The sequence below is a fragment of the Rhizobium sp. BK619 genome (genome assembly GCF_014195245.1).
Taxonomy (GTDB): domain Bacteria; phylum Pseudomonadota; class Alphaproteobacteria; order Rhizobiales; family Rhizobiaceae; genus Rhizobium; species Rhizobium acidisoli.
Window position 1 is genome coordinate 163,741 of record NZ_JACIBH010000009.1, and the last position, 24,841, is coordinate 188,581.

The window sequence follows — 24,841 nt, forward strand, 5'->3', positions numbered from 1 at the left end:
AGATGCACTAATATTTCAGTTCACGCTTGTCGACGGGGAACATGACGGCGGACACGCGAGGACCAGGCGAACGGTCCTATGGGTTTCACTCGGGAGGAGTGGCATGAAGAGTTTCATCGGCAAACGCGCGATCGCCAGCGGCGTATCGCTCGTGGTGCTTATCGTCATCGTGTTCTTCCTGTCCCGGCTAACCGGCGATCCGACCGATCTCTACCTGCCGATTGATGCGACCACGGAAATGCGCCAGCAATTCCGCGAAATGAACGGGTTCAACGACCCGTTGATCATCCAGTTCGGCCGTTATGTCGCGGATCTCGCGCAGGGCAACTTCGGTCAGTCGCTGCGGCAGGCTCGTCCTGCCATGGACGTCGTGCTGGAGGCCTTCGTCTGGACCTTCTGGCTGGCTGTCATCACCATGACGCTGGTCACGGTTGCTGCGATCGTCATTGGTTCGCTCGCGGCGTTTCGCGTCGGCGGTGTCTTCGATCGTTTTGCCACCTTCTTCTCGCTGATCGGTGCTGCGGCCCCGGATTTCTGGCTTGCCATCGTGGCGATCGTCATTTTCGCCGTCAAACTGCATGTCCTGCCGACATCCGGAACGGGAACCTTCTGGCACTGGGTCCTGCCGGTCAGCGTGTTGTTCATCCGGCCCTTCGGCCTGATCCTGCAGGTGGTGCGCGGCTCGATGATCAGCGTTCTGTCTTCCGCCTACGTGAAGACGGCGCGCGCCAAGGGCGTCCGTTCCAACTCGATCATCTTCGTTCACGGATTGCGCAACGCCATGCTGCCGGTGATCACCGTCATCGGCGACCAGGCCGCCGCCATCTTGAACGGTGCCGTCGTCGTCGAGACGGTGTTCGGTTTTCCGGGAATCGGCAAGCTGATGATCGATTCGATCCTGCTTCGCGATTTCGCCGTCGTGTTGGCCGTCATCATGGTCTCGGCATTGGCGATCTTCATCATGAACCTGTTGATCGACATTGCCTATGCGCTGCTCGATCCGCGCATCCGGTATTGAGCGATGGCGATGACCGACACACAAATCCTCATCGAGAAAAAACCGAGCGGCCCGATCGGGCGCTGGCTGACCATGCTGTGGGCGGACAAGCTGGCTTTCTTTGCCGCTCTATTCCTGCTGATCGTTCTTCTCTGTGCGCTGTTCGGCCCGTTTCTGCTGGAGGGCATCGCCACCAAGCAGAACCTGCGGGGCCGAAACGCGCCGCCCTTCGATATCACCCGCGGATGGCTTTACGTCCTTGGCGCCGATGCGCTGGGCAGGCCGCTTCTGGCCCGCGTCGTCGTGGCGGCGCAAAATACCATGCTGGTTGCCGCGGCGGCGGTGCTTGCATCCTCTGTCGTCGGCACGGCGCTCGGTCTGGTGGCTGGTTACAGCCGCTCGTCCGCCGCTCAATGGATCATGCGCCTCGGCGACGTCATCATGTCCTTTCCGTCGCTGCTTTTGGCAGTGATCGTGCTCTATATGCTCGAACCCTCGGTCACCAATATCGTCCTCGTCCTGGCGATTACCCGGATACCCATCTATCTGCGCACCGCTCGCGCCGAAGTGCTGGAGGTGCGCGAGCGGATGTTCGTGCAGGCGGCGAAGGTCATGGGGGCATCGGACCGGCGCATCGTCTTCCAACACATCCTGCCGGTCATCTTTCCAACGCTGGTGACCATCGCGACGCTTGATTTCGCATTCGTCATGCTGGCGGAATCCTCGCTGTCGTTCCTGGGGATCGGCATTCAGGCGCCTGAGATCACCTGGGGTCTCATGGTTGCTCAAGGGCGGCCCTATCTCACCAATGCCTGGTGGCTATCCTTCTGGCCCGGCCTTGCAATCATCCTGACGACGCTGTCGCTCAATCTTCTGTCGAACTGGCTGCGCATCGCGCTCGATCCGACGCAACGCTGGCGGCTTGAAATGAGAGGCCGGGAAATGAGAGGTAAGAAAAATGGCTGAACATCTTCTGGACGTTCGTAACCTCTCGGTCGAGTTCCACACGCTCAGCGGCACCGTCAAGGCGGTGCAGGACGTGAACTGGCATCTCGATCGCGGCGAGACGCTGGCAATCCTCGGCGAAAGCGGTTCTGGCAAGTCTGTCTCCGCCTCGGCGATCATGAACCTGATCGACATGCCGCCCGGCAGGATCACCAGCGGCACCATTCTCCTGAATGGGCGCGACATGCTGACAATGACGCCTGAGGAGCGGCGTTCGATCAACGGCGCCCGGATCGCCATGATCTTTCAGGACCCGCTGGCCCATCTCAACCCGGTCTACACGGTCGGCTGGCAAATCACCGAGATGATGACCACGCACGGTCAGTCCGCGGAGCAGGCCCGGGCCCGGGCGCTCGAACTCATGGAGCGGGTGGGCATCACCGATCCGCAGGCGGCAATGCGAAAATATCCGTTCCAGTTCTCCGGCGGGCAGCGGCAGCGCCTGATGATCGCCATGGCGATCGCCTGCAAGCCCGACATCCTGATTGCCGATGAACCCACCACGGCGCTTGACGTTACGGTGCAGGCACAGGTGCTCGAACTTCTGCAGGAATTGCAGCAGGAAACCGGAATGGGTCTGCTGCTGATCACGCATGATCTCGGCGTCGTCGCCGAGATCGCCGACCGCGTCGTGGTGATGAATTCAGGCTGCGTCGTCGAAACCGGCAATGCGGCAGAAGTTTATCGCAACCCGCAAAACGCCTATACGAAAAAGCTGATTGCCGCCGCACCCGGGAAGGGCGCGATGGCGCAAGAGCGTGACCGGCAGGGTGAACCGCTGCTGCGCGCCATCGGCTTGAAGAAGAGTTTTGGCGCATTCCAGGCCCTGAAAGGCGTGGACGTCGTCATCATGCCAGGCGAGACCGTTGCGGTTGTCGGCGAAAGCGGTTCCGGCAAGTCGACCCTTGCCCGGGCGATCGTTCGTCTCGACGATCCGCAGGAGGGGCAGGTGCTCTACCGCGGCAGCGATCTGCTGGTGATGACCCCGAAGGAAATATTCGGACTGCGTCGCGATTTGCAGATGGTCTTTCAGGACCCGACGCAGTCGCTCAACCCGCGGATGACCGTGTTCCGGCTGATTTCCGAGGCCTGGGTCATTCACCCGGATATCCTGCCGAAAGCGAGATGGAAGGAGAGGGTGGCCGAATTGCTGGTCAAGGTCGGCCTGAAACCGGAGATGGCGGACCGGTATCCGCATCAATTTTCCGGCGGCCAGCGCCAGCGCATCGCCATTGCCCGGGCGCTGGCGATGGAGCCGAAACTGATCATCTGCGACGAGGCGGTTTCGGCGCTCGACGTGTCGATCCAGGCGCAGGTGATTGCCTTGCTCGACGGCCTGCGCCGCGAATTCAACCTGTCCTACCTTTTCATTGCGCACGATTTGCCGGTGGTTCGCGATTTCGCCGATCGCGTCATCGTCATGAAGGCCGGCGAGATTGTCGAGGAAGGGCCGGTGGCCCAGATCTTCAACGCGCCCTCCCACCCCTACACCCAGGCGCTGCTTGCCGCCGGCCTCGATCCCGATCCGGAAATCCAGGCCACAAGGCGGGCCACACGCCGCACACAGGAAGGACTTGTTCCCGCATGAAGCCCGATGTCATCGTCGCCTATCCGCTCCGACCCCGTCAGATGGCAGTGCTGGAGGAAACCTATACGCTGCACCGGCTGGATCTTGCAGAAGGCGAGGAGCGGGATGCTCTGCTTCAGAAAGCCGGCCCGACCTGCACGGCTCTGGTCTGCAACGGCCATGTGACGATCGATGAGGCGCTGCTTGCGAAATTGCCGGCACTGAAGCTGGCCGCCTGTTCCTCGGCGGGCTACGATCAGATGGATGTCGAGGCGATGACGCGACGCGGCATCAAACTCACCAACACATCCGAGGTGCTGTGCGACGACGTTGCCGACACGGCGCTGCTCCTGATGCTGGCGGCGCGACGGCGCCTGCCGGAAGGGGACCTTTATGTTCGTTCCGGCGACTGGGGGCGCAAGGGCATGATGCCGCTGACGACGTCGACGTCGGGAAAGCGGGCCGGGATCGTTGGTCTCGGTCGCATCGGTATGGCGATTGCCAGGCGATGCGAAGCTGTCGGGCTGACGGTCGGCTATTCCGGGCGGACGAAAAAAGCCGGCAACGATTTTGCCTATTTCGACGAGCCGGTAAAACTGGCGAACTGGGCCGATATTCTGATCGCGGCGACGCCGGGCGGGGCATCGACCGAAGGGTTGATTTCGGCTGAGGTGCTAAACGCACTCGGCCCGACGGGCAGCTTCATCAACATTGCCCGCGGCACCGTGGTCGATGAGCCGGCCTTGATCCGAGCCTTGCAGGAAAAGCGGATCGCCTCGGCCGGCATCGATGTCTACCTGAACGAACCCAATCCCGATCCGCGCTTCGCAGCGCTCGATAATGTTGTGCTCTATCCGCATCATGCCAGCGGCACCGAGGAAACGCGCGACAGGATGGCGCAATTGACGGTCGACAACCTTGCGGCCTTTTTTACAGGCAGGCCGCTGCTGACGCCGGTCAATTGAGCCCGGCCGAAAGCCGCGGAGCGGCGGGGTCAGACGAAGTAGTCCGGGAACTCCTTCCTGAGGTCTTCGACCTTTGCGACTGTACGGCTGAGATGCTCGCGGATCGCATCGACGGCACCCTGTTCGTCGCGAGCGGCAATCGCGTCGATGATGGCGTGATGACCCTCGAGAATGCTCGTGATCTTGCCCTTTTCGGGCAGATGCAGACGGCGAATGCGTTCGAGATGGCCGGACCGCTCGCGAACCAGTTGATGCAGGCTGCTGCGCTTGGCGCCTGCGAACAATGTCTGGTGAAAGAGTTCGTCGAGCTCCTGGAAGATAGCAACCTGGTCGATGTCGTCGGCGACGGCCGACTGCATTTTGATGATCGAGCGGGCACGCGTGATGACGCTCGGATCCGGATCCGGATCGGTCGCGAGGCGGCGGCAGACTTCCGATTCCAGCGCGACGCGAAGGAAATGCGCCTCGTAAATCTGCAGGACGTCGATTCGGGTCACGACAGTGCGGGACTGCGGATAAATCCGCACCAGACCTTCCTGTTTGAGGAGCTGCAACGCGTCGCGAATGGGAGTCTGGCTGACTTCATAGGTCTCGGTAAGCTCAGTGCGCGACAGCGTGGTGTCCGGGGGCAGCTGAATGGTGATGATGCGCTTTCTGAGATCATCATAGACGCGCTGGACCGTGCTGCCGGCCGCGGCTGGAAAACCGGGGGCAGTCAGGCCGAATGTGGAAGCGAACTGGGAATTCATGTGAGGCAATCCTTTCACTCCATTCATAGCTTTGCGCGACCTAATGCACAAGAATGCAAAGTTGCCGTTGATATATATGGGAAACTAAAATATCAGTTGGAAGAGCTTGCGCAGTGGAGTGCGCAAAAAGATGGGAGAAAGCCGTGACCGGGAGGAAAACTTACCAGCAATTGCGGTCGGCCCGATGGATGCTGCCGGATGATCAGCGCTCGTTCGGTCACCGGTCGCGAACCATGCAGATGGGCTATGCGCCGGAGGATTGGCAGGGAAAGCCGATCATCGCCGTCATCAACACCTGGTCGGAAGCCCAGCCGTGCCACATGCATTTCCGCGAACGCGCGGAATGGGTGAAGCGGGGAATTCTTCAGTCGGGCGGGTTTCCCATGGAACTGCCTGCACTTTCCCTTTCCGAAAACTTCGTCAAGCCGACCACCATGCTCTATCGCAACATGCTAGCGATGGAGACCGAGGAGCTGTTGCGCAGCCATCCTGTCGACGGCGCCGTTCTGATGGGTGGCTGCGACAAGACGACACCCGGCCTTATCATGGGTGCGGTCAGCATGGGAATTCCCTTTGTTTATCTGCCGGCGGGGCCGATGCTTCGCGGCAACTATGCCGGCAAGACGCTCGGCTCCGGGACCGACGGTTTCAAATATTGGGACGAGCGGCGTGCCGGCACGATTACCAAGGAGGAATGGCAGGGCATCGAAGGCGGCATTGCCCGCAGCTACGGCCATTGCATGACCATGGGCACGGCGTCGACCATGACGGCGATCGCCGAGGCGATGGGACTGACGCTGCCGGGCGCTTCGTCGATTCCGGCAGCCGACGCCAACCACCAGCGCATGTCGGCGGCCTGCGGCCGCCGCATCGTCGATATGGTGTGGGAGGATCTGACGCCCGACCAGATCATAACGCCGGCGGCCGTCGACAATGCCGTCACTGTCGCCATGGCGACCGGCTGCTCGACCAATGCGATCATTCACCTGATCGCCATGGCACGGCGCGCCGGCGTGCCGCTGGAGCTCGATGACCTTGATCGCATCGGTCGCACGACGCCGGTTCTTGCCAACATCCGGCCTTCCGGATCGACCTACCTGATGGAGGATTTCTTCTATGCCGGCGGCCTGCGGGCGCTGATGAAGCAGCTCGGCGACAAGCTTGATCCAACCGCGATCACCGTCACGGGCAAACCTCTGGTGGACGGCCTCGACCAGGTAAAGATCTACAATGACGACGTCATCCGGCCACTGTCGAACCCGGTCTATCATGAGGGCTCGCTGGCGGTGCTCAAGGGAAACCTGTGTCCCGACGGCGCGGTCATCAAGCCGGCGGCCTGCGACCCGAAATTCCACCGCCATTGCGGCCCGGCTCTGGTCGCCGACAGCTATGCGGAGATGAAGAAGATCATCGACGATCCCGATTATCCCTTGACGCCGGACACGGTACTGGTGCTGCGCAATGCCGGCCCCCAGGGCGGGCCCGGCATGCCGGAATGGGGCATGATCCCGATGCCGAAGGCGCTGTTGAAACTCGGCCTGCGCGACATGGTGCGCATCTCCGATGCCCGCATGTCCGGAACCAGTTTCGGTGCCTGCGTGCTGCACGCCGCACCGGAATCCTACATCGGCGGGCCGTTGGCATTGCTGAAAACGGGCGATATGGTCGAGCTCGACATTCCGGCGCGCAGCCTCAATATGCTGGTTTCGGAAGAGGAGATCGCAGCCCGCCGCGCCGCCTGGTTGGCGCCGACAAGGCACTATGAGCGCGGTTACGGCTTTATGTTCTCCAAGCATATCGAGCAGGCGGACAAAGGCTGCGACTTCGACTTCCTGACGACGGAATTCGGTGGCAAGACGCCTGAACCGGCTATCAACTGAGGCACCACGATGTTTGATCCCGACCGCCGCACGATCCCCGCACAGCCGCCCAAGGCTGGCTTCGCCGCCGGCCCGTCCAAGCTGGACGCGATCCGATCGGTCACCCTGTCGCTCGCTTATCTGCCGTTGGCGCGGCCGATCAGCGACGCCAAGGTTTTGACCGGCCGGCAGAAGCCGTTGACGGAGGTGGCGTTTCTGTTTTGCGAGATCGTCTCCGACGCTGGCCATAGCGGTCTCGGCTTCAGTTACTCGAAGCGGGCAGGCGGACCGGCGCTTTACGCACATGCCTGCGAGATTGCCGACAATCTGATAGGCGAAGATCCTAATGATACCGCACGGATATGGGACAAGCTCTGCTGGGCCGGGGCCTCGGTCGGCCGCTCCGGCATTGCGACGCAGGCTATCGCCGCCATCGACATCTGCCTGTGGGACCTGAAGGCGAAACGTGCCGGCCTGCCGCTGGCGAAACTGCTTGGCGCCCATCGCGACAGCGTCGCATGTTACAACACGTCGGGCGGCTTCCTGTCGTCGAGCGTCGAGGAAATCCGCGATGCCATCGATCACTCGATCGCCGCCGGCATCGGCGGCATCAAGATCAAGGTCGGGCAGCCGGACCCGATGATCGACCTTCGCCGGCTCGATGCGGTGACCAGCCATATCGATGGCCGCGTGCCGCTGATGGTCGATGCAAACCAGCAATGGGACCGCACGACGGCGTTGCGCTTCGGCCGGCTGGTCGAGCCGCTCAATCTCGAATGGATCGAAGAGCCGCTCGATGCCTATGACGCCGAGGGCCACGCCGCGCTGGCGCGCGAACTCGCTACACCGATCGCCACCGGCGAGATGCTGGCAAGCGCCGACGAACATATGGCCCTGATCCGTGCCGATGCGGTCGACTTCATTCAGCCGGATGCGCCGCGGGTCGGCGGCATCACCCCCTTTCTGCGCATCTGCACGCAAGCCGAGGCGAAACGCATGCGGCTCGCGCCGCATTTCGCCATGGAAATCCATCTGCATCTGGCGGCCGCCTATGCGCACGAGCCGTGGGTCGAGCATTTCGATTGGCTGGCGCCGCTGTTCAACGAACAGCTCGATATCAGCGACGGCCGGATGATCGTGCCCGCCCGTCCGGGGCTTGGTTGCAGCCTGACGGGCAAAACCCGTGACTGGACCGTGGAAACGCGCAGCTTCGGCGGCTGAATTCGAACGAGGAGATGGAAATATGAACCCCGCAACCCGTGAAAAGCTGATGGGCGTATCGGTCGCGACACTCTGCTCGGCACTGTTCAAGCGCGGCCTGAGAAACCAGACGATCCAGGATGTTCGGCCGGTGCAGCCGAAGGGCCGCAACATGGTGGGGCCGGCCTTCACCCTGCGTTACATGCCGGCACGCGAAGACCGCAACGCGATGAACGTGTTTCGCAACCCGAAACACCCGCAACGGCTTGCGATCGAGACCTGCCCGGACGGCCATGTTCTGGTGATGGACAGTCGCAAGGATCCGCGCGCCGCCTCCGCCGGCGACATTCTGATTACCCGGCTGATGATGCGCGGCGGCGCCGGCGTCGTCACCGACGGCGGCTTCCGTGACGCCATGACCATCGGCGGCCTTGATATTCCCGCCTATCACCATCGTCCCTCCAGCCCGACCAACCTCACGCTGCACGAGGCGATCGACATCAACGTGCCGATCGGCTGCGGCGACGTGGCGGTCTTCCCTGGTGATATCATGGTTGGCGACGACGACAGCGTGATCGTCATCCCGGCTGAGATCGCCGACGAGATCGCCGACGAAGGGGTCGAAATGACCGCATACGAGGACTTCGTCACGGAGCGCGTCAAGCAGGGACACACGATTATTGGTCTCTATCCGGCCACCGATGAAAGCAATCTCACGCTCTTTGCCGCGTGGCGGAAGGTGAATGGCCGCTAGAACAGGAATTGATATTAAGCCCGAAAACCGTGCACATTTTTCGGCATCATGTTTTACGCGGCGCATCTTGCGCAAAGACCGCACAAGGACGGAGCGAGGCTCCGCCAAGGAGATAACAATGAGCTGGACCCCTTCAGGCAGGCATCTGATCGCCGGCGAGTGGATTGCCGGAACGACGACCTTTCGCTCCGAGCCGGCACACGGCCCGGCCCATGATTTCGCCGTCGGCACCACGGAATTGGTCGACCGCGCCTGCCGCGCCGCCGAAGCCGCATTCGCGGCGTTTTCCGCAAAGACATGCGAAGAGCGCGCCATTTTCCTCGAGATCATCGCCGAGGAAATCGACAGACGCGGCGAGGCCGTCACCCTGATCGGAACCGAGGAAACCGGGCTCCCGGAAGGCCGGCTCAATGGCGAGCGCGCCCGCACCACCGGCCAGCTCAAGCTGTTTGCCGAGCATATCCGCAAGGGCGCGCATCTCGACGCTCGCATCGATGCGGCGCAACCCGATCGGCAGCCGGCGCCGCGGCCGGAGATCCGCCTGGTGCAGCGGCCGATCGGCCCGGTCGCCGTCTTCGGCGCCTCGAATTTTCCGCTGGCATTCTCGACAGCCGGTGGTGATACGGCCGCTGCGCTCGCCGCCGGCTGCCCGGTCGTGGTGAAGGGACATTCAGCCCATCCCGGCACCGGCGAGATCATTGCCGAGGCGATCGCCGCTGCTATCGAGCGCACCCAAATGCCGGCCGGCGTCTTCAGCCTGATCCAGGGCGGGCGCCGCGATGTCGGCACCGGCCTGGTGACCCATCCCGCCATCAAGGCCGTCGGCTTTACCGGATCGCTTGCCGGCGGTCGTGCGTTGTTCGACCTTTGCGCCCAGCGCCCCGAGCCGATCCCGTTTTTCGGAGAGCTCGGCAGCGTCAATCCGATGTTCCTGCTGCCGGCCGCGACCGCTGCCCGGGCGGAAGCGATCGGTTCAGGCTGGGCCGGTTCACTGACGCTTGGGGCGGGCCAGTTCTGCACCAAGCCCGGTATCGCCGTCGTGGTCGATGGGCCGGATGCGGACAGGTTTACCGGCGCTGCCAAGGCGGCTCTCGAAAAGGTGGCGCCACAGACGATGTTGACCCAAGGCATCGCCGCCGCCTATCACGACGGTGTCGAGCGCATGCGGGCGAGCAATGCCGTCGCGCCGGTTCTTTCCGTTGAGAGCGCTGGCCGGGACGCCGCCCCGAACCTGTTCGAGACCAATGGCTCGGCCTGGCTTGCCGATCATTCGCTCAGCGACGAGGTCTTCGGCTCTCTCGGTCTCGTCGTGCGGGTTGGCTCGCCGGAAGAGATGCTCACCCTTGCCGAAAGCTTCCAGGGACAGCTGACTGCGACGATCCATATGGATGACTCAGATCTTGGCCTTGCCCGCGACCTGCTGCCGATCCTGGAAAGGAGGGCGGGCAGATTGCTGGTCAATGGCTTCCCAACCGGCGTGGAGGTTGTCGATTCCATGGTGCATGGTGGACCTTATCCGGCCTCGACCAATTTCGGTGCGACCAGCGTCGGGACCATGTCGATCCGCAGGTTTCTGCGTCCCGTCGCTTACCAGAATTTCCCCGCCGGCCTGTTGCCCCAGGATCTGCGCAACTGAGACCGAGAAGTATCAGATTGATCGCGGTGACGAAACTTCGCGGTCATTCGCCGGCTTTGAGGCAGGCCCAATGCGTGCGCCGCTGAGGCTTTCACCCTTGAAGAGATGCGCGGACTGACGCGCTTCGCCACGGCTAAAAAACGAGAATTCAGACGGGTGACGGCTCGTGTTTCGGGCTCCGCGCTTGATCGCACTTCTCAACTAGTATATTAGTGCGCTTATGTATTAGCGTCGCTCTCGCAGGAGGAAGCGAGGGCGGGGCCAGCGAAACAAGACGAGATTTGCTGTAAGGGGCGCCGCCGGCGCATGGGAGGAGAACGAAATGAAACTGCATTTGATAGCTGCCTGCTTTTCAACCGCGGTGATCGGGCTGAGTATCGGCTCGGCTCACGCTGAAGATGCCAAGAGCAACGTCACTGTTGTGCTTGCCGAAACCGTCGATGTCGTCGAGCCCTGCATGGCAGCGCGCCAGGACGTCGGCCGGGTCATTTCCGAAAACGTCAACGAGATGCTGGTGGAATTCGATTACGTAAATGGCGGCCTCAAACCCCGCCTGGCGACGGAATGGTCGAAGATCGACGACGACACCTGGGAGTTCAAGCTGCGCCCGAATGTCAAATGGCATGATGGCAAGCCATTCACCGCCAAAGACGTTCAGTTCACGATCGAGCGCAACAAGAACAAGAAGCTCAGTTGCGAGACCGGCGGCAAATATTTCGGCGGCACGGAATTCAGCTTCGAGACGCCTGATGCCAATACCATCCGCATTACGACAAAACCGGCGCAGCCGATTCTTCCGTTACTGATGACGGTGATGGCCGTCGAATCGGCCGAAGCGACACCTGCAGACGAATTTACCCGCAAGCCGATCGGCACCGGCCCCTATACGTTCGACAAATGGGAGATTGGCCAGTCGATCGTGCTGAAGCGCAATCCGGACTATTGGGGGGAGAAGCCGCAGGTGGAGCAGGCGACCTATCTGTTCCGCTCGGATAGTGCTGTCGCGGCGGCGATGGTCGATGCCGGCGAAGCCGATATCGTCCCGGCCGTGTCGGTGCAGGATGCCACCAATAAGGAAACCGATTTCGCCTATCCGAATTCGGAGACGACATCGCTGCGCATCGACACCCGCGCAGCACCGCTCAACGATCGGCGCATACGCGAAGCGATGAACCTCGCCATCGATCGTCAGGCCATGCTCGGAACGCTGTTTCCCGAACAGGCAAAGATCGCCACACAGCTCGTCGTACCCACAACGATCGGCTACAACGCCGATATCCCCGCTTGGCCCTATGATCCCGAAAAAGCAAAGGAACTGGTCAAAGCGGCGAAAGCCGACGGCGTCCCGGTCGATCAGCAGATCCGCATCATCGGCCGCAACGGGCAATATCCCAACGCCACCGAGGCGATGGAAGCGATGATGGCCATGCTTCAGGACGTCGGCTTGAACGTCAAGCTCGACATGTACGACGTTTCCGTGTGGAACGGCTATTTCGTTGCACCCTTCGTCGCCGATTCCGGTCCGACATTGACCCAGTCGCAGCACGACAATGCCACCGGCGATCCCGTCTTCACCGCATTCGTGAAATACGCCACCGACGGCTCCCATTCCATGGTTCGGGATCCCGCGGTCGACGCCCTTATCGCCAAGGCGACCTCAGCCACCGGCGACGAGCGCACGAAACTCTGGAAGGAGCTTTTCGCCAAGGTGAACACCGAGATCATCGCCGATATTCCGATGTTCCATATGGTCGGTTTCACCCGCGTTTCGCCGCGTCTCGACTTCAAGCCGACGATCGCGACGAATTCCGAGCTGCAGCTGTCGCAGATCCGCTTCAAGTAAGCTGGTTTGCGGACTTAAACGCGGGCCACGCCCTTTCGGATGGCCCGCGCTTTCCATGACATCACGGATGGACGCCTATGCCGCTGATTGACCGCATTGCCCTCACCCAATTCGCCGAGCAGATATTGACCGGCGCCGGGATGGAGCCCGACAAGGCCGAAACCACGGCCGCCGTGCTGGTGGAAGGCGACATGATCGGCCATGAAACGCATGGCGTCAGTCTGCTGAACTGGTATGTCGAAGCATTGGAGGACGGTTCGCTGGCGAAATCCGGCAGCTATGAGGTGGTCAATGACCGCGGCGCGGCCTTTGTCTGGGACGGCAAATCCTTGCCCGGCGCATGGCTTTTGACCAAGGCGATCGACCAGGCCTGCGAACGCGTACGCGATCATGGCGTCGTCACCGCGGCGATCCGAAACTGCCATCATACCTGCGCTCTGTCGGCCTTCATGCGGCAGGTTACCGAGCAGGGCCTGATCGTGCAGCTATCGGTGTCGCATCCCGCGGCAAGCCGTGTCGCGCCCTATGGCGGCACCAAGCCGCTCCTGACGCCGAACCCGATGGCAGCCGGTTTCCCGACGTCGGAGGATCCGATCCTGATCGACGTCTCGGCTTCGATCACCACCACGACGATGACGCAAAACCTGGCGAAGGCCGGTAAGAAATTTCCCGAGGCATGGGCTTTCACCGCCGCTGGCGAGCCGACCGATGACCCGCGCGAGGTGACCGAACGCGGCGGAACGATGATGCCCCTTGGCGGCCAATTGAAGGGACACAAGGGTTTTGGGCTCGGGCTGATCGTCGAGTTGCTGGGGCAGGGGCTTTCCGGCAAGGGCCGGGCGAACGCGCCGCCTGGCGTGTTTTCGCAAAGCGCCTTTCTTCAGGTCATGGATCCCGGCTTTTTCGCCGGGCTGGACGCCTTTACCGCGCAGTCCGATTTTCTCGCCTCTGCTTGCCGCAGCAACCCCTCCGCGCCCTGGAACGACGGCCCGGTCCGCATGCCGGGTGACAGCGCGGCACGAAGGCGCCGCGCGGCGTTGCAGGATGGCGTCCCGGTCGGCGATGCGGCTTGGGAGAAGCTTTGCCGACATGCCGAGATCCTGGGCTTGCCTATTCCTGCAGTCGCCGCCTGAAGGCCTTCAAGGTCGGGCACGAATGCCAAGCCCATACGTTCAAGGCGAGCCTTATGCTGTTGGGCAACTCGTTGTGGCGTCTCCAGCCGATTCTGGAACAATGTCCGTCGTCCCCTGTTACATTGGCGATGGAATGAGTGACGCCCAAAGGACGGAACGGCTGGAGGTTCTATGAAGCGGAGCACGGGATTTGGGCTGGTCTTTGCCGTTATTCTGACGGGCTGCACGACCGGCGAAGCATATTACACGTCGGCTGGGCTGGCCCCCATCCCCGGCAGCATCACTTATAATGGTCAGCCTCGGACGAAGTTGACGAAATCGCCCGTGGGGTCTTCTTTCCCACACAGCTTTACGGATCAATGGGGACGGCAGGTCGAGGAAATTTACATCATCCGGCCCGACCGGAGCTTGCTGATTGCCGAACGCCACTATCGGCCGGTCTTCTCGTTCGATGACGACTAGCACAGAGTGATCACTGTTTGCCAAGGAGATGGATCATGCCGCGACGCAAGAGCATTGAGACGGCTACCCTCGACCCCGAAGGAAGCAAGATCGGCGAGCCGGTGCCGAAAGCCGTTATCGATCGGAGTACGGCCTCCGTCGGCGTTCCCCGGCAGCCTGATCACGGCCTGGGCGAGGAGTTGAGCGCGCTGCGGCAGCAAATCGACACGCTCCAGCGGCAAATCCTCGATGGCGCCCGATCGGTAAAGGGCGGGGCCGGGAAAGCGATGCGTCAGACGGAAACGGCGGTGAAACTCTATCCGACCTCGACGCTCCTTCTCGTTGCTGCGGTCGCGGCTGCCTTCGCCTTCGCGGGACACCGCGCCTCTCTGCCGCGCCGTCGCCACCAGTCGGCGCTGCGTGAGGTGCGGGATTTCTACGACACGATCCGCGCGCGCATCTGACAAGATTTCGGGATTGTCAGCATTCCGATTATGCCCGACACTTGGTCATTCAAGCGAGGGCAACGGCATGCTCGACATCATCATACGAAGCGCTCTCGATATTGTCGGGCGCACGGAGCGCCTGATCGAGACCAGCAAGCGGTTGCTGCTCACTGAAGGTCTTGACGAAGTCGAGGTGTACGAACTCGATTGCGAGATCGAACGGCTCGGGGATGCGGTTTTCGTCGTGGACGAAGCCATTCGGTCGCTCGCACGCACTGTCGGATACTGGCCGCATGCCGCCCGTACCCATGGGATACATAGAACATTGCATTGATGGGCTGTCGTTGCCCCTGGTGAAACCGACACCTCACAATGCCCGTTTCGGACAAGTTTTCGAGCCGTGATCTGCATGTCACGCCGATGTCACGCGACCGTGGAAACAATATGTGCTTGATCGGCGTCTGTAGTGTGAGGCCAAGTCTCTGACCTGGAGGTCGCCGGTTCGATTGCCGGAACTGACCGCTTTGTCGCTTGGTCGAATATTGAGCGCATTGGAGGCACTCGATGAGGGATGTGTTGTCGACTATCACGCGTATCCTGAGCCGGGGACGGCCGGGTCTATGCTGCCATCATTTTGCTGGGGCATCACAATGAGCTCGAAGCGGTCCAGGCGAAAATCTCAGCCCCACGAATTCATCTTTCAGGTTCACACGCGCACGATCGCACAGATCAGGTACGATAGCCTCAGCCGCGTTATGACGGTGGTCTATCACGACGGCCGCTCGACGACGACGACCGGCATACAAGGCCCGGCGATGCTGAGGATCCTTGCCCAGCGTCCGCTGGAGCGCTCGCCGTTTCTGTTGCAGACGGTCATCTGAGGCTGATGTCGTCGTCGAAATCCGCATGATCGTGCATCCATTTCGCGCGGGCTGCGTTCATCTCCAATAGTCAGAACCTAGTGGAGGGAATTCCGATGACCTTTCCATCGCCGAAAACCGAGGCGCCCGCGCAACGCTTCAAAGAGGCGACCGATGCCGCGCGCGACGCATTGGAAGGACTGATTGCAGCCGCCAATGAAGCCGGGTGGGCAACCGAAGAGATAACTGCAGCGCTGCTTGAAGCCGCCCAGTTTCTGCGTGATGCCAACAAGAAAGATCCCGATCCGGCCGACGATCCCGCTATCAGCGAGACATCTGCCAGGCAGGGGCAGATTGGTCATGGCGAGCTCTATGATTAGAGCATATCGGCTTTAGCCCGGATCTCACGGGCCGATCGTCGCCACGGAGCCGCGCACGACAAGGCTCGTGGTAACGCGCAGATGTTCGACGGCAAGCGGGGTGCGCTCGATGCGGGCGACGAGCCGTTCGCCGGCGAGTTTGCCTAGCTCGTAAACGCGCTGGTCGACGATTGTGATTGGTGGAACGGTGACGCTGGTCCAGTCGGCGTCCAGAAAGGAAATCATCGAGACATCCTGCGGAATCGACAGGCCGAGCGATTGCAGCGACTTGAAAATACGCAAGCCGACGAGGCTGTCGGATGCCAGCAGTGCCGTCGGCGGCGCTGTTTCCGAAAGCAGACGTTTCATCACGGCGTCCGTCTGATGCTGGTCCGTGGCGCCGAGCCGGATGTAATGAAGAGGGTTCGGCAAGCCCGCCTCGGTCAGGGCACTGACGAAGCCTTCGACGCGTTCGCGCACGGCGGAATTCGAGATCAGTGCGATATCGGTGAGCCCGCCTTTCTCTGCATCCATGGCGGAGACATAGGCGAGGCGGCGATGCCCTTGGCCGATCAGATACCGTGTCGCGGTGAGGGCCGCCTCCCGGTCGTCGCCGGTGACGGCGTCGACATCGAGCTCCGGGATGGCCCGGTCGAACAGTACCAGCGGCACGCCGGTTCGGCGGACATGCTGCAGGTGATCGAGGCGGTCGCAGCGGGCGGGCGTGACGATCAGGCCATCGACGCGCTTGCCGATCAGCAGGTCGACGGCCGACCTCTCATCATCAAGTTGTTCGCCCGAATTGGCGATGATGATGTTGAAGCCGGCAAGGCGGGCCGCATCGCTGATGCCGCGTACTGCCAGGCTGAAGAAAGCGTTCTCGATATCGCCGACAACGACGCCGATGATGCCGGATCGCCCCGTGCTCATGCTCCGGGCGAGCTCGTTCGGGCGGTATTCGAGCGCGGCGGCTGCCGCCATCACCTGATCCTTGATCTGGACGCTGACGACGCCATAGCCGCCGAGCACGCGGGCGGCCGTCGCCTTCGAGACCTTTGCGGCCTTCGCAACGTCGGCGACCGTGACTGGCCGTTTCGGATGAGCGGAATCTTCCATAACCGAGGACTACAAGAGTTGTTGACGACCGGTCAAATGACAGATATCAAATATGCCGTGAGACCGGTCTCTTTATACCAGAGACCGGTATCTTGTCCATAAATCTCTGCCGCCGATGCGCGGCGAGGCCGAGCAAACCAATATGCCGACAAGAGCATTCCTTTCAGAGCGGAGAACCACGATGAATCCTTTTCAATCATTTGCGGCCACCCTTGCCCCATTGCGGGCCGGCATTTTGACGTGCCTTCTTGCGATGGGGGCAGGCTCTGCGGTTGCGGCCGACAATCCTTATAACCTGATCGAGACCGGGATGATCAGCGTCGGCACGATGGGCGATTCCAAACCCTATACCTTTGCGACGGCCGACGGTCAGTTCACCGGTTTCGATATCGAGCTGTTTCTCAACGTCGTCTCCCGCCTCGGCTTTCCGAAAGACAAGGTGACGTTCACCGGTCAGGAATTTTCAGCCCTCCTGCCGTCGGTGGCAAATGAGCGCTTCGACGTTGCCGTCGCCGCGATCGGCACCACCGAAGCCCGCAAGAAGACCGTCGATTTTTCCGACGGCTATCTTGCCGGTTATCTCTCGGTTTTGACCGCGGATGCCGGCATCAAGGATGCCGACGGCCTCAAGGGCAAACGTCTCGGCGTCGTGCAGGGGACCTTGCAGGAAGTCTATGCAGCCAAGAATTTCGGCGGGACCGATCTGGTGAAATTCCCCGACAACAATTCGGCCGTCGCCGCCCTCAACAACGGAACGGTCGATGCGCATTTCCTCGATTACGAGGCTGCCAAACAATATGGCGAGCGCTATCCCGCACTTAAGGTTGCGGTCAACATCCCGTCCTTCGATGCGCCGGCGGGCTTCGTGATCCGCAAGGGGAATGATGCCTTCCGCACGGCGCTGAACGGCGCCCTTCACGACGCGATGCAGGACGGCACCTGGAAGACCCTCTACGAAAAATGGTTCCCAGGCTCGCCGATGCCGGACCAGTATCTTCCCAAGAAGTGAGGCAGCAGGCCGTCCGCTCCGGCGGACGGCGTCATGCCCGGCGAGGGCTTCGATGGGGATCTCGATGAACTGGCTTGAAAATCTGCGCCGCAGCTTCCTGGATTGGGACGCCATGGCGGAAGTGCTGCCGAGCATGATCAGCGTCGGCCTGAAGAACACCCTGATCCTGGCCGCCGCCTCGACCGTGCTCGGCGTCGTCATCGGCATGGCTCTCGCCGTGATGGGCATCTCGCAGTCCCGCTGGCTGCGGCTGCCCGCGCGCATCTACACCGATATCTTTCGCGGCTTGCCGGCGATCGTCACGATCCTGATCATCGGTCAGGGGTTTGCCCGGATCGGACGAGAGATCTTCGGCCCGTCGCCATTCCCGCTCGGCATCCTGGCGCTCAGCCTGATCGCCGGGGCCTATATCGGCGAAATCTTCCGCTCGGGTATCCAAAGCGTCGAGCGCGGCCAGATGGAAGCCTGCCGGGCGCTGAGCATGAGCTACGGGCAGGGCATGCGCCTGATCGTCATCCCGCAAGGCATCCGGCGCGTCCTGCCGGCGCTGGTCAATCAGTTCATCGGAAACGTCAAGGATTCCAGCCTCGTCTATTTCCTCGGATTGCTCGCCTCCGAGCGGGAGATCTTCCGCGTCGGGCAGGATCAGGCTGTCGTAACGGGCAATCTGTCGCCCTTGCTGCTGGCGGGCCTCTTCTATCTCGTCATCACCGTGCCGCTCACCCACCTGGTCAACTATATCGACGTGAGACTGCGCCTGGGAAAACAGGGCCGCGGCTCGGGTGCTGCGAGCGGTCTAGCCGAGGTCAGCGAGTTGCAGGCCGCTGCCGTCCCGCAGCCCGCAGCCAAATCTTCCGGAGAGACGAAACCGCGCTTCCAGGGCGGCGCCCTGAATATCCGGGATCTGAGCATGGCCTATGGCGATCTCGGCGTGCTGAAGGGCGTCGACCTCGACATCGCCGCCGGGACCGTCACCTGCATCATCGGACCCTCCGGCTCGGGAAAATCGACGCTTTTGCGCTGCATGAACAGGCTGGTGGAACCGAAAGGCGGCGACATCCTGCTCGATGGCGACAGCATTCTGGCCATGAAACCGGAGCGGTTGCGCCGGCGGGTGGGGATGGTGTTCCAGCACTTCAACCTCTTTCCCGATCATACAGCGCTTGAGAACGTCATGCTTTCCCTGACGAAGATCAAGAAGATGCCGAGGCAGGAGGCGCGACGCATCGCCGAGGCGCGTTTGGCCGAGGTCGGTCTTGCCGAGCGCAGGGATCATCGCCCGGCAGGTCTATCGGGTGGGCAGCAGCAGCGCGTCGCCATCGCGCGAGCTCTTGCCATGGATCCGGAGCTTATCCTGTTCGACGAAGTGACGAGTGCGCTCGATCCCGAACTGGTCAAGGGCGTTCTCGACCTGATGGCGGCTCTCGGCCGCCAGGGCATGACCATGGCCGTCGTCACGCACGAAATGGGATTTGCGCGCAGGGTCGCCGATCAGGTGGTGTTCATGGATGAGGGCCGGATCGTCGAGGCCGGTTGCCCACAACAGATCTTCGACAATCCCCAAAGCGAGCGGCTGAAGCGCTTCCTTGCGGAAGTCCTCTAGCCCCTGACGTGAAGCATGCCGCCGCCGTCTCTCACGACGGATGCATCGGAATTCGTTCGACATAGCAGGAAACAAGGTTATCGACATGAATGCTTCCCCAAAACCTTCGAAGGTTGTCGTCATCGGCGGCGGCATATTCGGCGTCTCGACGGCCGTCCATCTCGCGCGCCTTGGGATCGCCACCGTGCTCGTCAGTGACGGGCCGCTCGCCAACGGCGCTTCCGGCCGTTCGCTCGCCTGGCTCAATTCGGCCCGGAAACGCTCCGATGCCTATCACCGGCTGCGCCTTGCCGGCATCGACCGTTATCGAACGCTCGCCGCTCGATATCCGGATGCGCCCTGGCTGCGTTTCGATGGCGGGCTGACCTGGGATGCCGATGACGCCGGCAATGAGATCGCCGAGATCTTCAACTATGAGTGCGATCTCGGCTATCACGCGCAATGGCTGGCGCAGGAAAACATTGCCGGAGCGACACCCGGTGTCGACGCCGGCACGGTGACGCCCCAGGGTGCGATCTTCAATCCCGGGGAAGGTTGGGTCGATCTCCCATCGCTGATCGGCATTCTCGCGGAGGAATTCCGTTTTCTCGGCGGCGAGATCGTCACGGATGCCGGCCGCGCGAAAATTGATGTCGAAGGCGCCCGCGTCCGCGGCGTGAGCACCGCGGACGGCAGATATTGGGAAGCGGAGTCCGTGCTGCTTGCCGCAGGCGGCGCCGTTCCGGCAATCGTTGCCGAAGCCGGCCAGCATATCGACGATGCAACGCCGGTCGCCCTGCTTGTCAGGACCAAGCCGATCCGCCATGCGCTGAAGGCCGTGCTCAACACTCCCCGCGTCGCCATCCGGCCCACACCCAATGGCGGCTTCGCGCTCGATTCGGCCTGGTCCGAGGAAGAGGTCGGAGTGAAGCCGGACGGCAGCTATGAGGTCAGACAATCGACGCTGGACGGGCTGCTGCGCGAAGCTTCAAGGGTTCTCGAAGGCAATCCGACGCTTGAGGTCGACGATTATGGGGTCGGCCCGAAGCCCATTCCGGGCGACGGCGAGCCGGTTTTCGGCGAGTTGCCCTCGATCTGGGGCTATTTCGTCGCCTTCAGCCATAGCGGCGCGACCCTCGGCCTGATCGCCGGCGAGTTGCTGGCGGACGAGATCGCCACCGGCCGCCGCCATCCGCTGCTGGCGGCGTTTCGGCCCGAACGTTTCGGCGCGTCGCGACGATGACGGTTGTGGCAGGCGCGGAGGTCCGACCGGACCCCGCCCCAAAACCGCGGCCGATGCATCCTTCTGATCCTTCGAGCGTTCTATCGCCAGGAACAACTGGAGATGCATCATGTTCAAGGACGAATACGGGGACACCGGTACGAATGGGGATGGGCGCGACAATGCCGGCACCGCGCCGGCTGCCTTCGAAGAGGCGAACGCCAATCCCAATCTCATCAGGCGTGAGGGTTTCGCGAACGAGACCGAATATCTGGCTTATATTGCGACGCTCGGCGGCCATGTTCCGGTTGAAGGCATTGTCGAAGACCGTCTCCTGGTCTCCGATGATCATGCCTTGGAAGACCGTCTGCGAGACCTGAGAGAAGAACTCGAAAACCTCAGCGCCCGCCTTCACGTGATCCAGCGACAGGCGGCGACCGTCGTTGCTGAGAACGCCCGCTGGGCCGATGCCAGCGCCCATGCGCAGCTTGGCAATCAGCCCTGGCTCAAGCTGGCAGGCGCAATGGCTGCAGCATTCGTCGTCACGAGAGGCATCCGGCTGCTGCCGCTCGGAACCGTGACGACGACGGCACTGCCATTGGTGGCGGCCGCGATGAACCGGAAGTTTGCCAGGTAGAAGCGCGCGAGGATCCTATCCGAAGAGCTGCGGCGCGCGTTTTACGCGAAGGCAATTTCGGCGAGCAGAGGAAGGTGGTCGGAGGCGACCCTTGCCAGGCGGTTTTCCATAACCGTCGCCTGCTTGACGATGAGGTCGTCGGTGACGAAGACGTGGTCGAGACGCATCAGCGGGTAGCGGGCGGGAAAGGTCGCTCTCGGCCGCGCATTGCCTGCGCGCTGGGCGTCCTTCAGCGATCGCGCGGCAAGTCGGTACGTCGCCGACGACGGAATGGCGTTGAAGTCGCCGCAGAGAATAGTGGGAAGCGGTTCGTCCGCCGTGCCGCGCAGCCAGCCCGCGTTCAATAGCGTCGTCATCTGCCGCATGCGCTCGCGGCCGCGAAGGCCCAGATGGGTGTTGACGACCAGCAGTTTTCTGTCGCCGACCAGGATTTCGACAGAAATAGCGCCGCGCTGTTCGCCGATGGATGGCAGCGGGCCGGCCTTGACCGCGCCCGTCGGCAGGGCGGTGATGATCGCATCGCCATACTGCTCTTCGGCAACCGACAGCGCCGGATGAAAATGGGCCTGCATTTCGAGCAGCGAGGCGATCATATGGGCCTGGTCGATGCCGCCGGTTCTGCGCCTGAGGACATCGACCTCCTGAAGAGCGACGATGTCGGCTTGCGCCTCGGCGATGACCGCAGCGATGCGCCCGGGATCGAGCTTACGGTCGCTGCCGATACAGCTGTGGACGTTATAGGTCAGGAGTCTGATTGATTTTTCCGCCATGGGCCCGCTGAAACTCGTCCCTTGGGGACATCGATCTTGCTCCGGGGGAACACAAAACTCATTTGATCGTTCCAGATTATCGACCCACCGCGCTCGCACTCCTGAGGACAATCGATGAGCTTGAAAAGCATGATCTGGAATGGACTGCTGGTTGCCGCCCTCTGTTTTGCAGTCTTTCTTCTCTATCGCATCTTCGAGCAGTACAGCCTCGACCAGATCGTCCAGTCTGTTCGCAGCATACCGCTTTCGAGCTTCTGTGCAGCGCTTCTCTTTGCTGCTGCATCCTATCTGTGTCTTGGCTGTTTCGATCTGCTGGCGATCCGTTCGCTCGGCAAATCCTTGCCGTATCCCAAAATTGCATTGGCTTCGTTCATCAGCCTGTCGCTCGGCCACAATATCGGATTTGCCGGGCTGAGCAGCGGGGCCTTCCGCTACCGCTTTTATTCGCGCTGGGGGCTGACGACCGAGGACGTGGCGAAGATTATCCTGTTCTGCGGCGTCACGGTCGGGCTCGGGCTGATCACGCTCGGCGGCCTTGCTCTGATCGTCAATCCGGGTGATGCCGGGCGCCTGCTGCGGCTCGATCCGGCCAGCGTGCGTATCTTCGGCGTGCTGGCGCTCGTCGTGCCGGTCGTCTATGCGGCGCTGGCGTTTTTCATCCGCGGCAAGTTGCGGCTTTGGCGCTGGTCGTTTCAACTGCCGCGATTCTCTATTGCTGTCGCGCAGGTCGCGATCGGGACGATCAACTTCATCCTCGTTTCCGCCTGCCTGCACCAGATGCTCTCGGCCTTCGGCGAGGTCGCCGTCTTCAGGTCGGTGACGGCGTATGTGCTGGCCAATTCGGCAATTCTCGCAACCCATGTTCCTGGTGGGCTCGGCGTGCTGGAGGCGACCGTCTCCTATGCCGTGCCGCAGGAAGCCTCGATCGGCGCGCTGATCGCGTTTCGCTGCGCCTATTTCTTCATTCCGTTGGCGCTTGGCACGACGCTTCTCCTCATCAGTGAGATCGTCTTCCGAAGATCACGCGGGACGGACGAGGAAGCGGACGAGCGCGCCGAGGCCCAGTCGGCGTAGCGGCAGGAAAGGCCGGGCCGGGTCAAAGAACCCGGTCCCTCTGATCGGTGAGATGCTGCCGGAAAGCTCGACGGCGAATTCTCTCAGACCCCGGGCGGCATCATTCAGCGCCTCGATCCCTTCGATCACCGAGCCGCTTTGCGCGTAGGCGGCTGCAAAGGTCTCGGTGGCTGTTCCGAGATATTCCGCCAGCAGGCGGTTGCGCAGCTCCGCCACCGCCCGGCGGTGCTCGTCTGTTTCAGACTCGAAGTGTATATCGCATTCCGAATCAATCCCTTCGGAGCGATTGTTGAGATTGGATGAGCCGATGCGCACCAGCTCATCGTCGGCGATCATCAGTTTGGAATGGATGAGCACCTCGACCTCGTCAACCGTAGCCGGCGCTGTCGGCCCGGGCACGGCTGGCCCGTGCACTGTCGGCCCGGGCACGATTGGCCCGGGCACAACGGGAAAATAGACCCGCAGCCGGTTCGCGCGATCGGCCCGTTTGAGAAGGCGAATGACGCGGTCGCGATTGCCGCCCATGATAATCTTTTCGATCAGCCCGTGGGAGCTGCGCGTGCAGATGATAACGACCTCGGGCCCGTCTTCCTCCTGCAGCCGCGCGGCAATGGCATCGGCGACGCGGAAGGAGGCGAGATATTGCGCCTCGATATAAAGCAGGCGCCGTGCCCGGGAGATGATGTCCAATGTCGAGGCGATACCGTCGCTGATGCCGGCGCGCAAGCTCGTCGACGGCTCCGTCAGCGCGAAGCTCACCGGGATTTCCCGCAGCGAAACGGCAAGATCGTCGGGCCAGGGAAAGGGCGCGCGCTCGGCAAGCGGCGGGTGCCCTTCGCCGGTGGCTGTTTCCCAGCGTCGCCTGGCGATATCGCCGATCAGCCGGGCGGCGTCGCCCGTGACCATCGCCTGAACGTCATGCAGCGGATCGTAGGAAACGCCCTCGGGGTCCCGCCGGTGCCTGTCCGTGGCATGATGGCGCTTTGTGTCCCATCGCCGCGACGTCAGGTCGATGCCGCCGATGAAGCCGACGGTGTCGTCGATGCAGACGAGCTTCTGATGGTGGCAGCCGCGAACGGCTCCTTGAAGATCGAAACGCAGATCGATCCTGGCATTCCTCGGGAAGTTCTTCTTGCGAAGCACCTGCAGGGATTTTCCCGAATAGACCGGCCCGAGCGTCCAGACGAGGATGCGTATTTCCAACTCGGGATTGGCCTCTGCGAGCCCATGCAACAGCTCTGCCAAAGTCTCGTCGGATTTCTCCGGCTCCAACTTGATGTCGGGATTGAAATCCCAGCCGATGATCCAGATCGTGCGCCGGGCCTGCCGCAGCGCTCGCGAAACTTCGGCGAAATATCGGTTGCCGTTGATCAGGAAGGCCGCCTTCTCGGCACTGCCCTCCAGGCGCAAAGCGCTATTATTCTGTTTTTCGCGGCCGTCCGGCCATTGCGATGTTGCCTGTGGCAGGCTCGGGTTATTGAAGACGGTCTCGATTGCGGTCATGATTGCCTCGGCTTCTAACTGCGAAAACAAACGCCTGGAATATTTTTGGGTTCCGTGCGGCGTCGGAAGAGGCGGCCGGGCGGGCTTTTTCAGGTGATGGAGGCGTAAGGAAAC

The 24,841-nt window shown here is 62.0% G+C and carries 24 protein-coding genes; 20 read left to right on the forward strand and 4 right to left on the reverse strand.

Features of this window, described 5'->3' with window-relative positions; genetic code table 11:
- Positions 1-103: 103 nt before the first annotated feature.
- Genes FHX14_RS18490 through FHX14_RS18505 form a run of 4 tightly spaced genes read left to right on the forward strand, consistent with a single transcriptional unit; the run spans position 104 to position 4,534 of the window.
- On the forward strand, positions 104-1,018 hold the full coding sequence (locus FHX14_RS18490) for an ABC transporter permease (RefSeq protein ID WP_003591301.1): 915 nt from the start codon (positions 104-106) through the stop codon (positions 1,016-1,018).
- A 3-nt stretch (positions 1,019-1,021) separates the two neighbouring features.
- Complete coding sequence (locus FHX14_RS18495) at positions 1,022-1,963, forward strand: ABC transporter permease (RefSeq protein ID WP_184378033.1); 942 nt, start codon at positions 1,022-1,024, stop codon at positions 1,961-1,963.
- Positions 1,956-3,590 carry an ABC transporter ATP-binding protein gene (locus FHX14_RS18500; RefSeq protein WP_184378034.1) on the forward strand — a complete coding sequence of 545 codons (1,635 nt, stop codon included), beginning with the start codon at positions 1,956-1,958 and terminating at the stop codon, positions 3,588-3,590. Before FHX14_RS18495 ends, FHX14_RS18500 begins: the two co-directional genes overlap by 8 nt.
- A complete protein-coding gene (locus FHX14_RS18505; RefSeq protein WP_184378035.1) occupies positions 3,587-4,534 on the forward strand; it encodes a 2-hydroxyacid dehydrogenase in 948 nt (315 codons plus the stop codon). The genes FHX14_RS18500 and FHX14_RS18505 overlap by 4 nt, the downstream gene beginning before the upstream one ends.
- 29 nt (positions 4,535-4,563) lie before the next feature.
- Here the strand turns inward: FHX14_RS18505 and FHX14_RS18510 are convergent, their stop codons facing one another.
- On the reverse strand, positions 4,564-5,283 hold the full coding sequence (locus FHX14_RS18510; protein WP_003591308.1) for a GntR family transcriptional regulator: 720 nt from the start codon (positions 5,281-5,283) through the stop codon (positions 4,564-4,566).
- Between the two features lie 143 nt (positions 5,284-5,426).
- On the opposite strand from FHX14_RS18510, the gene araD reads away from it, so the two are divergent.
- The 11 genes from araD (at position 5,427) to FHX14_RS18565 (ending at position 15,835) form a co-directional block, all read left to right on the forward strand.
- A complete protein-coding gene (araD, locus tag FHX14_RS18515; protein ID WP_184378036.1) occupies positions 5,427-7,163 on the forward strand; it encodes an L-arabinonate dehydratase in 1,737 nt (578 codons plus the stop codon).
- Between the two features lie 9 nt (positions 7,164-7,172).
- Positions 7,173-8,363 carry a mandelate racemase/muconate lactonizing enzyme family protein gene (locus FHX14_RS18520; protein WP_184378037.1) on the forward strand — a complete coding sequence of 397 codons (1,191 nt, stop codon included), beginning with the start codon at positions 7,173-7,175 and terminating at the stop codon, positions 8,361-8,363.
- A 22-nt stretch (positions 8,364-8,385) separates the two neighbouring features.
- Positions 8,386-9,096: a ribonuclease activity regulator RraA gene (locus FHX14_RS18525; RefSeq protein WP_184378038.1), complete on the forward strand. Its 711-nt coding sequence runs from the start codon at positions 8,386-8,388 to the stop codon at positions 9,094-9,096.
- 118 nt (positions 9,097-9,214) lie between these two features.
- Positions 9,215-10,732 carry an aldehyde dehydrogenase (NADP(+)) gene (locus tag FHX14_RS18530; RefSeq protein WP_184378039.1) on the forward strand — a complete coding sequence of 506 codons (1,518 nt, stop codon included), beginning with the start codon at positions 9,215-9,217 and terminating at the stop codon, positions 10,730-10,732.
- Between the two features lie 322 nt (positions 10,733-11,054).
- Positions 11,055-12,575 (forward strand): ABC transporter substrate-binding protein, encoded by a 1,521-nt coding sequence (locus FHX14_RS18535; RefSeq protein ID WP_184378040.1) that lies wholly within the window; start codon positions 11,055-11,057, stop codon positions 12,573-12,575.
- A 77-nt stretch (positions 12,576-12,652) separates the two neighbouring features.
- Complete coding sequence (locus tag FHX14_RS18540) at positions 12,653-13,708, forward strand: Ldh family oxidoreductase (RefSeq protein ID WP_184378041.1); 1,056 nt, start codon at positions 12,653-12,655, stop codon at positions 13,706-13,708.
- Positions 13,709-13,879: 171 nt separating this feature from the next.
- On the forward strand, positions 13,880-14,170 hold the full coding sequence (locus FHX14_RS18545) for a hypothetical protein (RefSeq protein WP_184378042.1): 291 nt from the start codon (positions 13,880-13,882) through the stop codon (positions 14,168-14,170).
- A gap of 35 nt (positions 14,171-14,205) precedes the next feature.
- Positions 14,206-14,613 carry a hypothetical protein gene (locus tag FHX14_RS18550; protein WP_184378043.1) on the forward strand — a complete coding sequence of 136 codons (408 nt, stop codon included), beginning with the start codon at positions 14,206-14,208 and terminating at the stop codon, positions 14,611-14,613.
- 67 nt (positions 14,614-14,680) lie between these two features.
- A complete protein-coding gene (locus tag FHX14_RS18555) occupies positions 14,681-14,929 on the forward strand; it encodes a hypothetical protein (protein ID WP_184378044.1) in 249 nt (82 codons plus the stop codon).
- A gap of 316 nt (positions 14,930-15,245) precedes the next feature.
- Complete coding sequence (locus FHX14_RS18560; protein ID WP_037074096.1) at positions 15,246-15,476, forward strand: hypothetical protein; 231 nt, start codon at positions 15,246-15,248, stop codon at positions 15,474-15,476.
- A 95-nt stretch (positions 15,477-15,571) separates the two neighbouring features.
- Positions 15,572-15,835 carry a hypothetical protein gene (locus FHX14_RS18565; RefSeq protein ID WP_184378045.1) on the forward strand — a complete coding sequence of 88 codons (264 nt, stop codon included), beginning with the start codon at positions 15,572-15,574 and terminating at the stop codon, positions 15,833-15,835.
- A gap of 24 nt (positions 15,836-15,859) precedes the next feature.
- On the opposite strand, the gene FHX14_RS18570 is transcribed toward FHX14_RS18565, so the two are convergent.
- Positions 15,860-16,930: a LacI family DNA-binding transcriptional regulator gene (locus FHX14_RS18570; RefSeq protein ID WP_184378046.1), complete on the reverse strand. Its 1,071-nt coding sequence runs from the start codon at positions 16,928-16,930 to the stop codon at positions 15,860-15,862.
- A gap of 181 nt (positions 16,931-17,111) precedes the next feature.
- On the opposite strand from FHX14_RS18570, the gene FHX14_RS18575 reads away from it, so the two are divergent.
- The 4 genes from FHX14_RS18575 to FHX14_RS18590 all read left to right on the forward strand — a co-directional run bounded on the left by FHX14_RS18575 (position 17,112) and on the right by FHX14_RS18590 (position 21,380).
- Positions 17,112-17,939 carry an ABC transporter substrate-binding protein gene (locus FHX14_RS18575; protein ID WP_184378047.1) on the forward strand — a complete coding sequence of 276 codons (828 nt, stop codon included), beginning with the start codon at positions 17,112-17,114 and terminating at the stop codon, positions 17,937-17,939.
- 64 nt (positions 17,940-18,003) lie between these two features.
- Positions 18,004-19,542, forward strand: coding sequence for an amino acid ABC transporter permease/ATP-binding protein (locus FHX14_RS33395; protein ID WP_184378048.1), 1,539 nt, complete (start codon positions 18,004-18,006; stop codon positions 19,540-19,542).
- Positions 19,543-19,627: 85 nt separating this feature from the next.
- Positions 19,628-20,764, forward strand: coding sequence for an FAD-binding oxidoreductase (locus tag FHX14_RS18585; RefSeq protein WP_184378049.1), 1,137 nt, complete (start codon positions 19,628-19,630; stop codon positions 20,762-20,764).
- Positions 20,765-20,873: 109 nt separating this feature from the next.
- On the forward strand, positions 20,874-21,380 hold the full coding sequence (locus tag FHX14_RS18590; protein WP_184378050.1) for a hypothetical protein: 507 nt from the start codon (positions 20,874-20,876) through the stop codon (positions 21,378-21,380).
- 41 nt (positions 21,381-21,421) lie between these two features.
- Here the strand turns inward: FHX14_RS18590 and FHX14_RS18595 are convergent, their stop codons facing one another.
- Positions 21,422-22,150: an endonuclease/exonuclease/phosphatase family protein gene (locus FHX14_RS18595; protein WP_184378051.1), complete on the reverse strand. Its 729-nt coding sequence runs from the start codon at positions 22,148-22,150 to the stop codon at positions 21,422-21,424.
- A gap of 114 nt (positions 22,151-22,264) precedes the next feature.
- On the opposite strand from FHX14_RS18595, the gene FHX14_RS18600 reads away from it, so the two are divergent.
- Positions 22,265-23,224, forward strand: coding sequence for a lysylphosphatidylglycerol synthase domain-containing protein (locus FHX14_RS18600; RefSeq protein ID WP_184378052.1), 960 nt, complete (start codon positions 22,265-22,267; stop codon positions 23,222-23,224).
- On the opposite strand, the gene FHX14_RS18605 is transcribed toward FHX14_RS18600, so the two are convergent.
- A complete protein-coding gene (locus FHX14_RS18605; RefSeq protein WP_184378053.1) occupies positions 23,171-24,727 on the reverse strand; it encodes a phospholipase in 1,557 nt (518 codons plus the stop codon). The two genes, FHX14_RS18600 and FHX14_RS18605, sit on opposite strands and share 54 nt — an antisense overlap.
- Positions 24,728-24,841 lie beyond the last annotated feature (114 nt).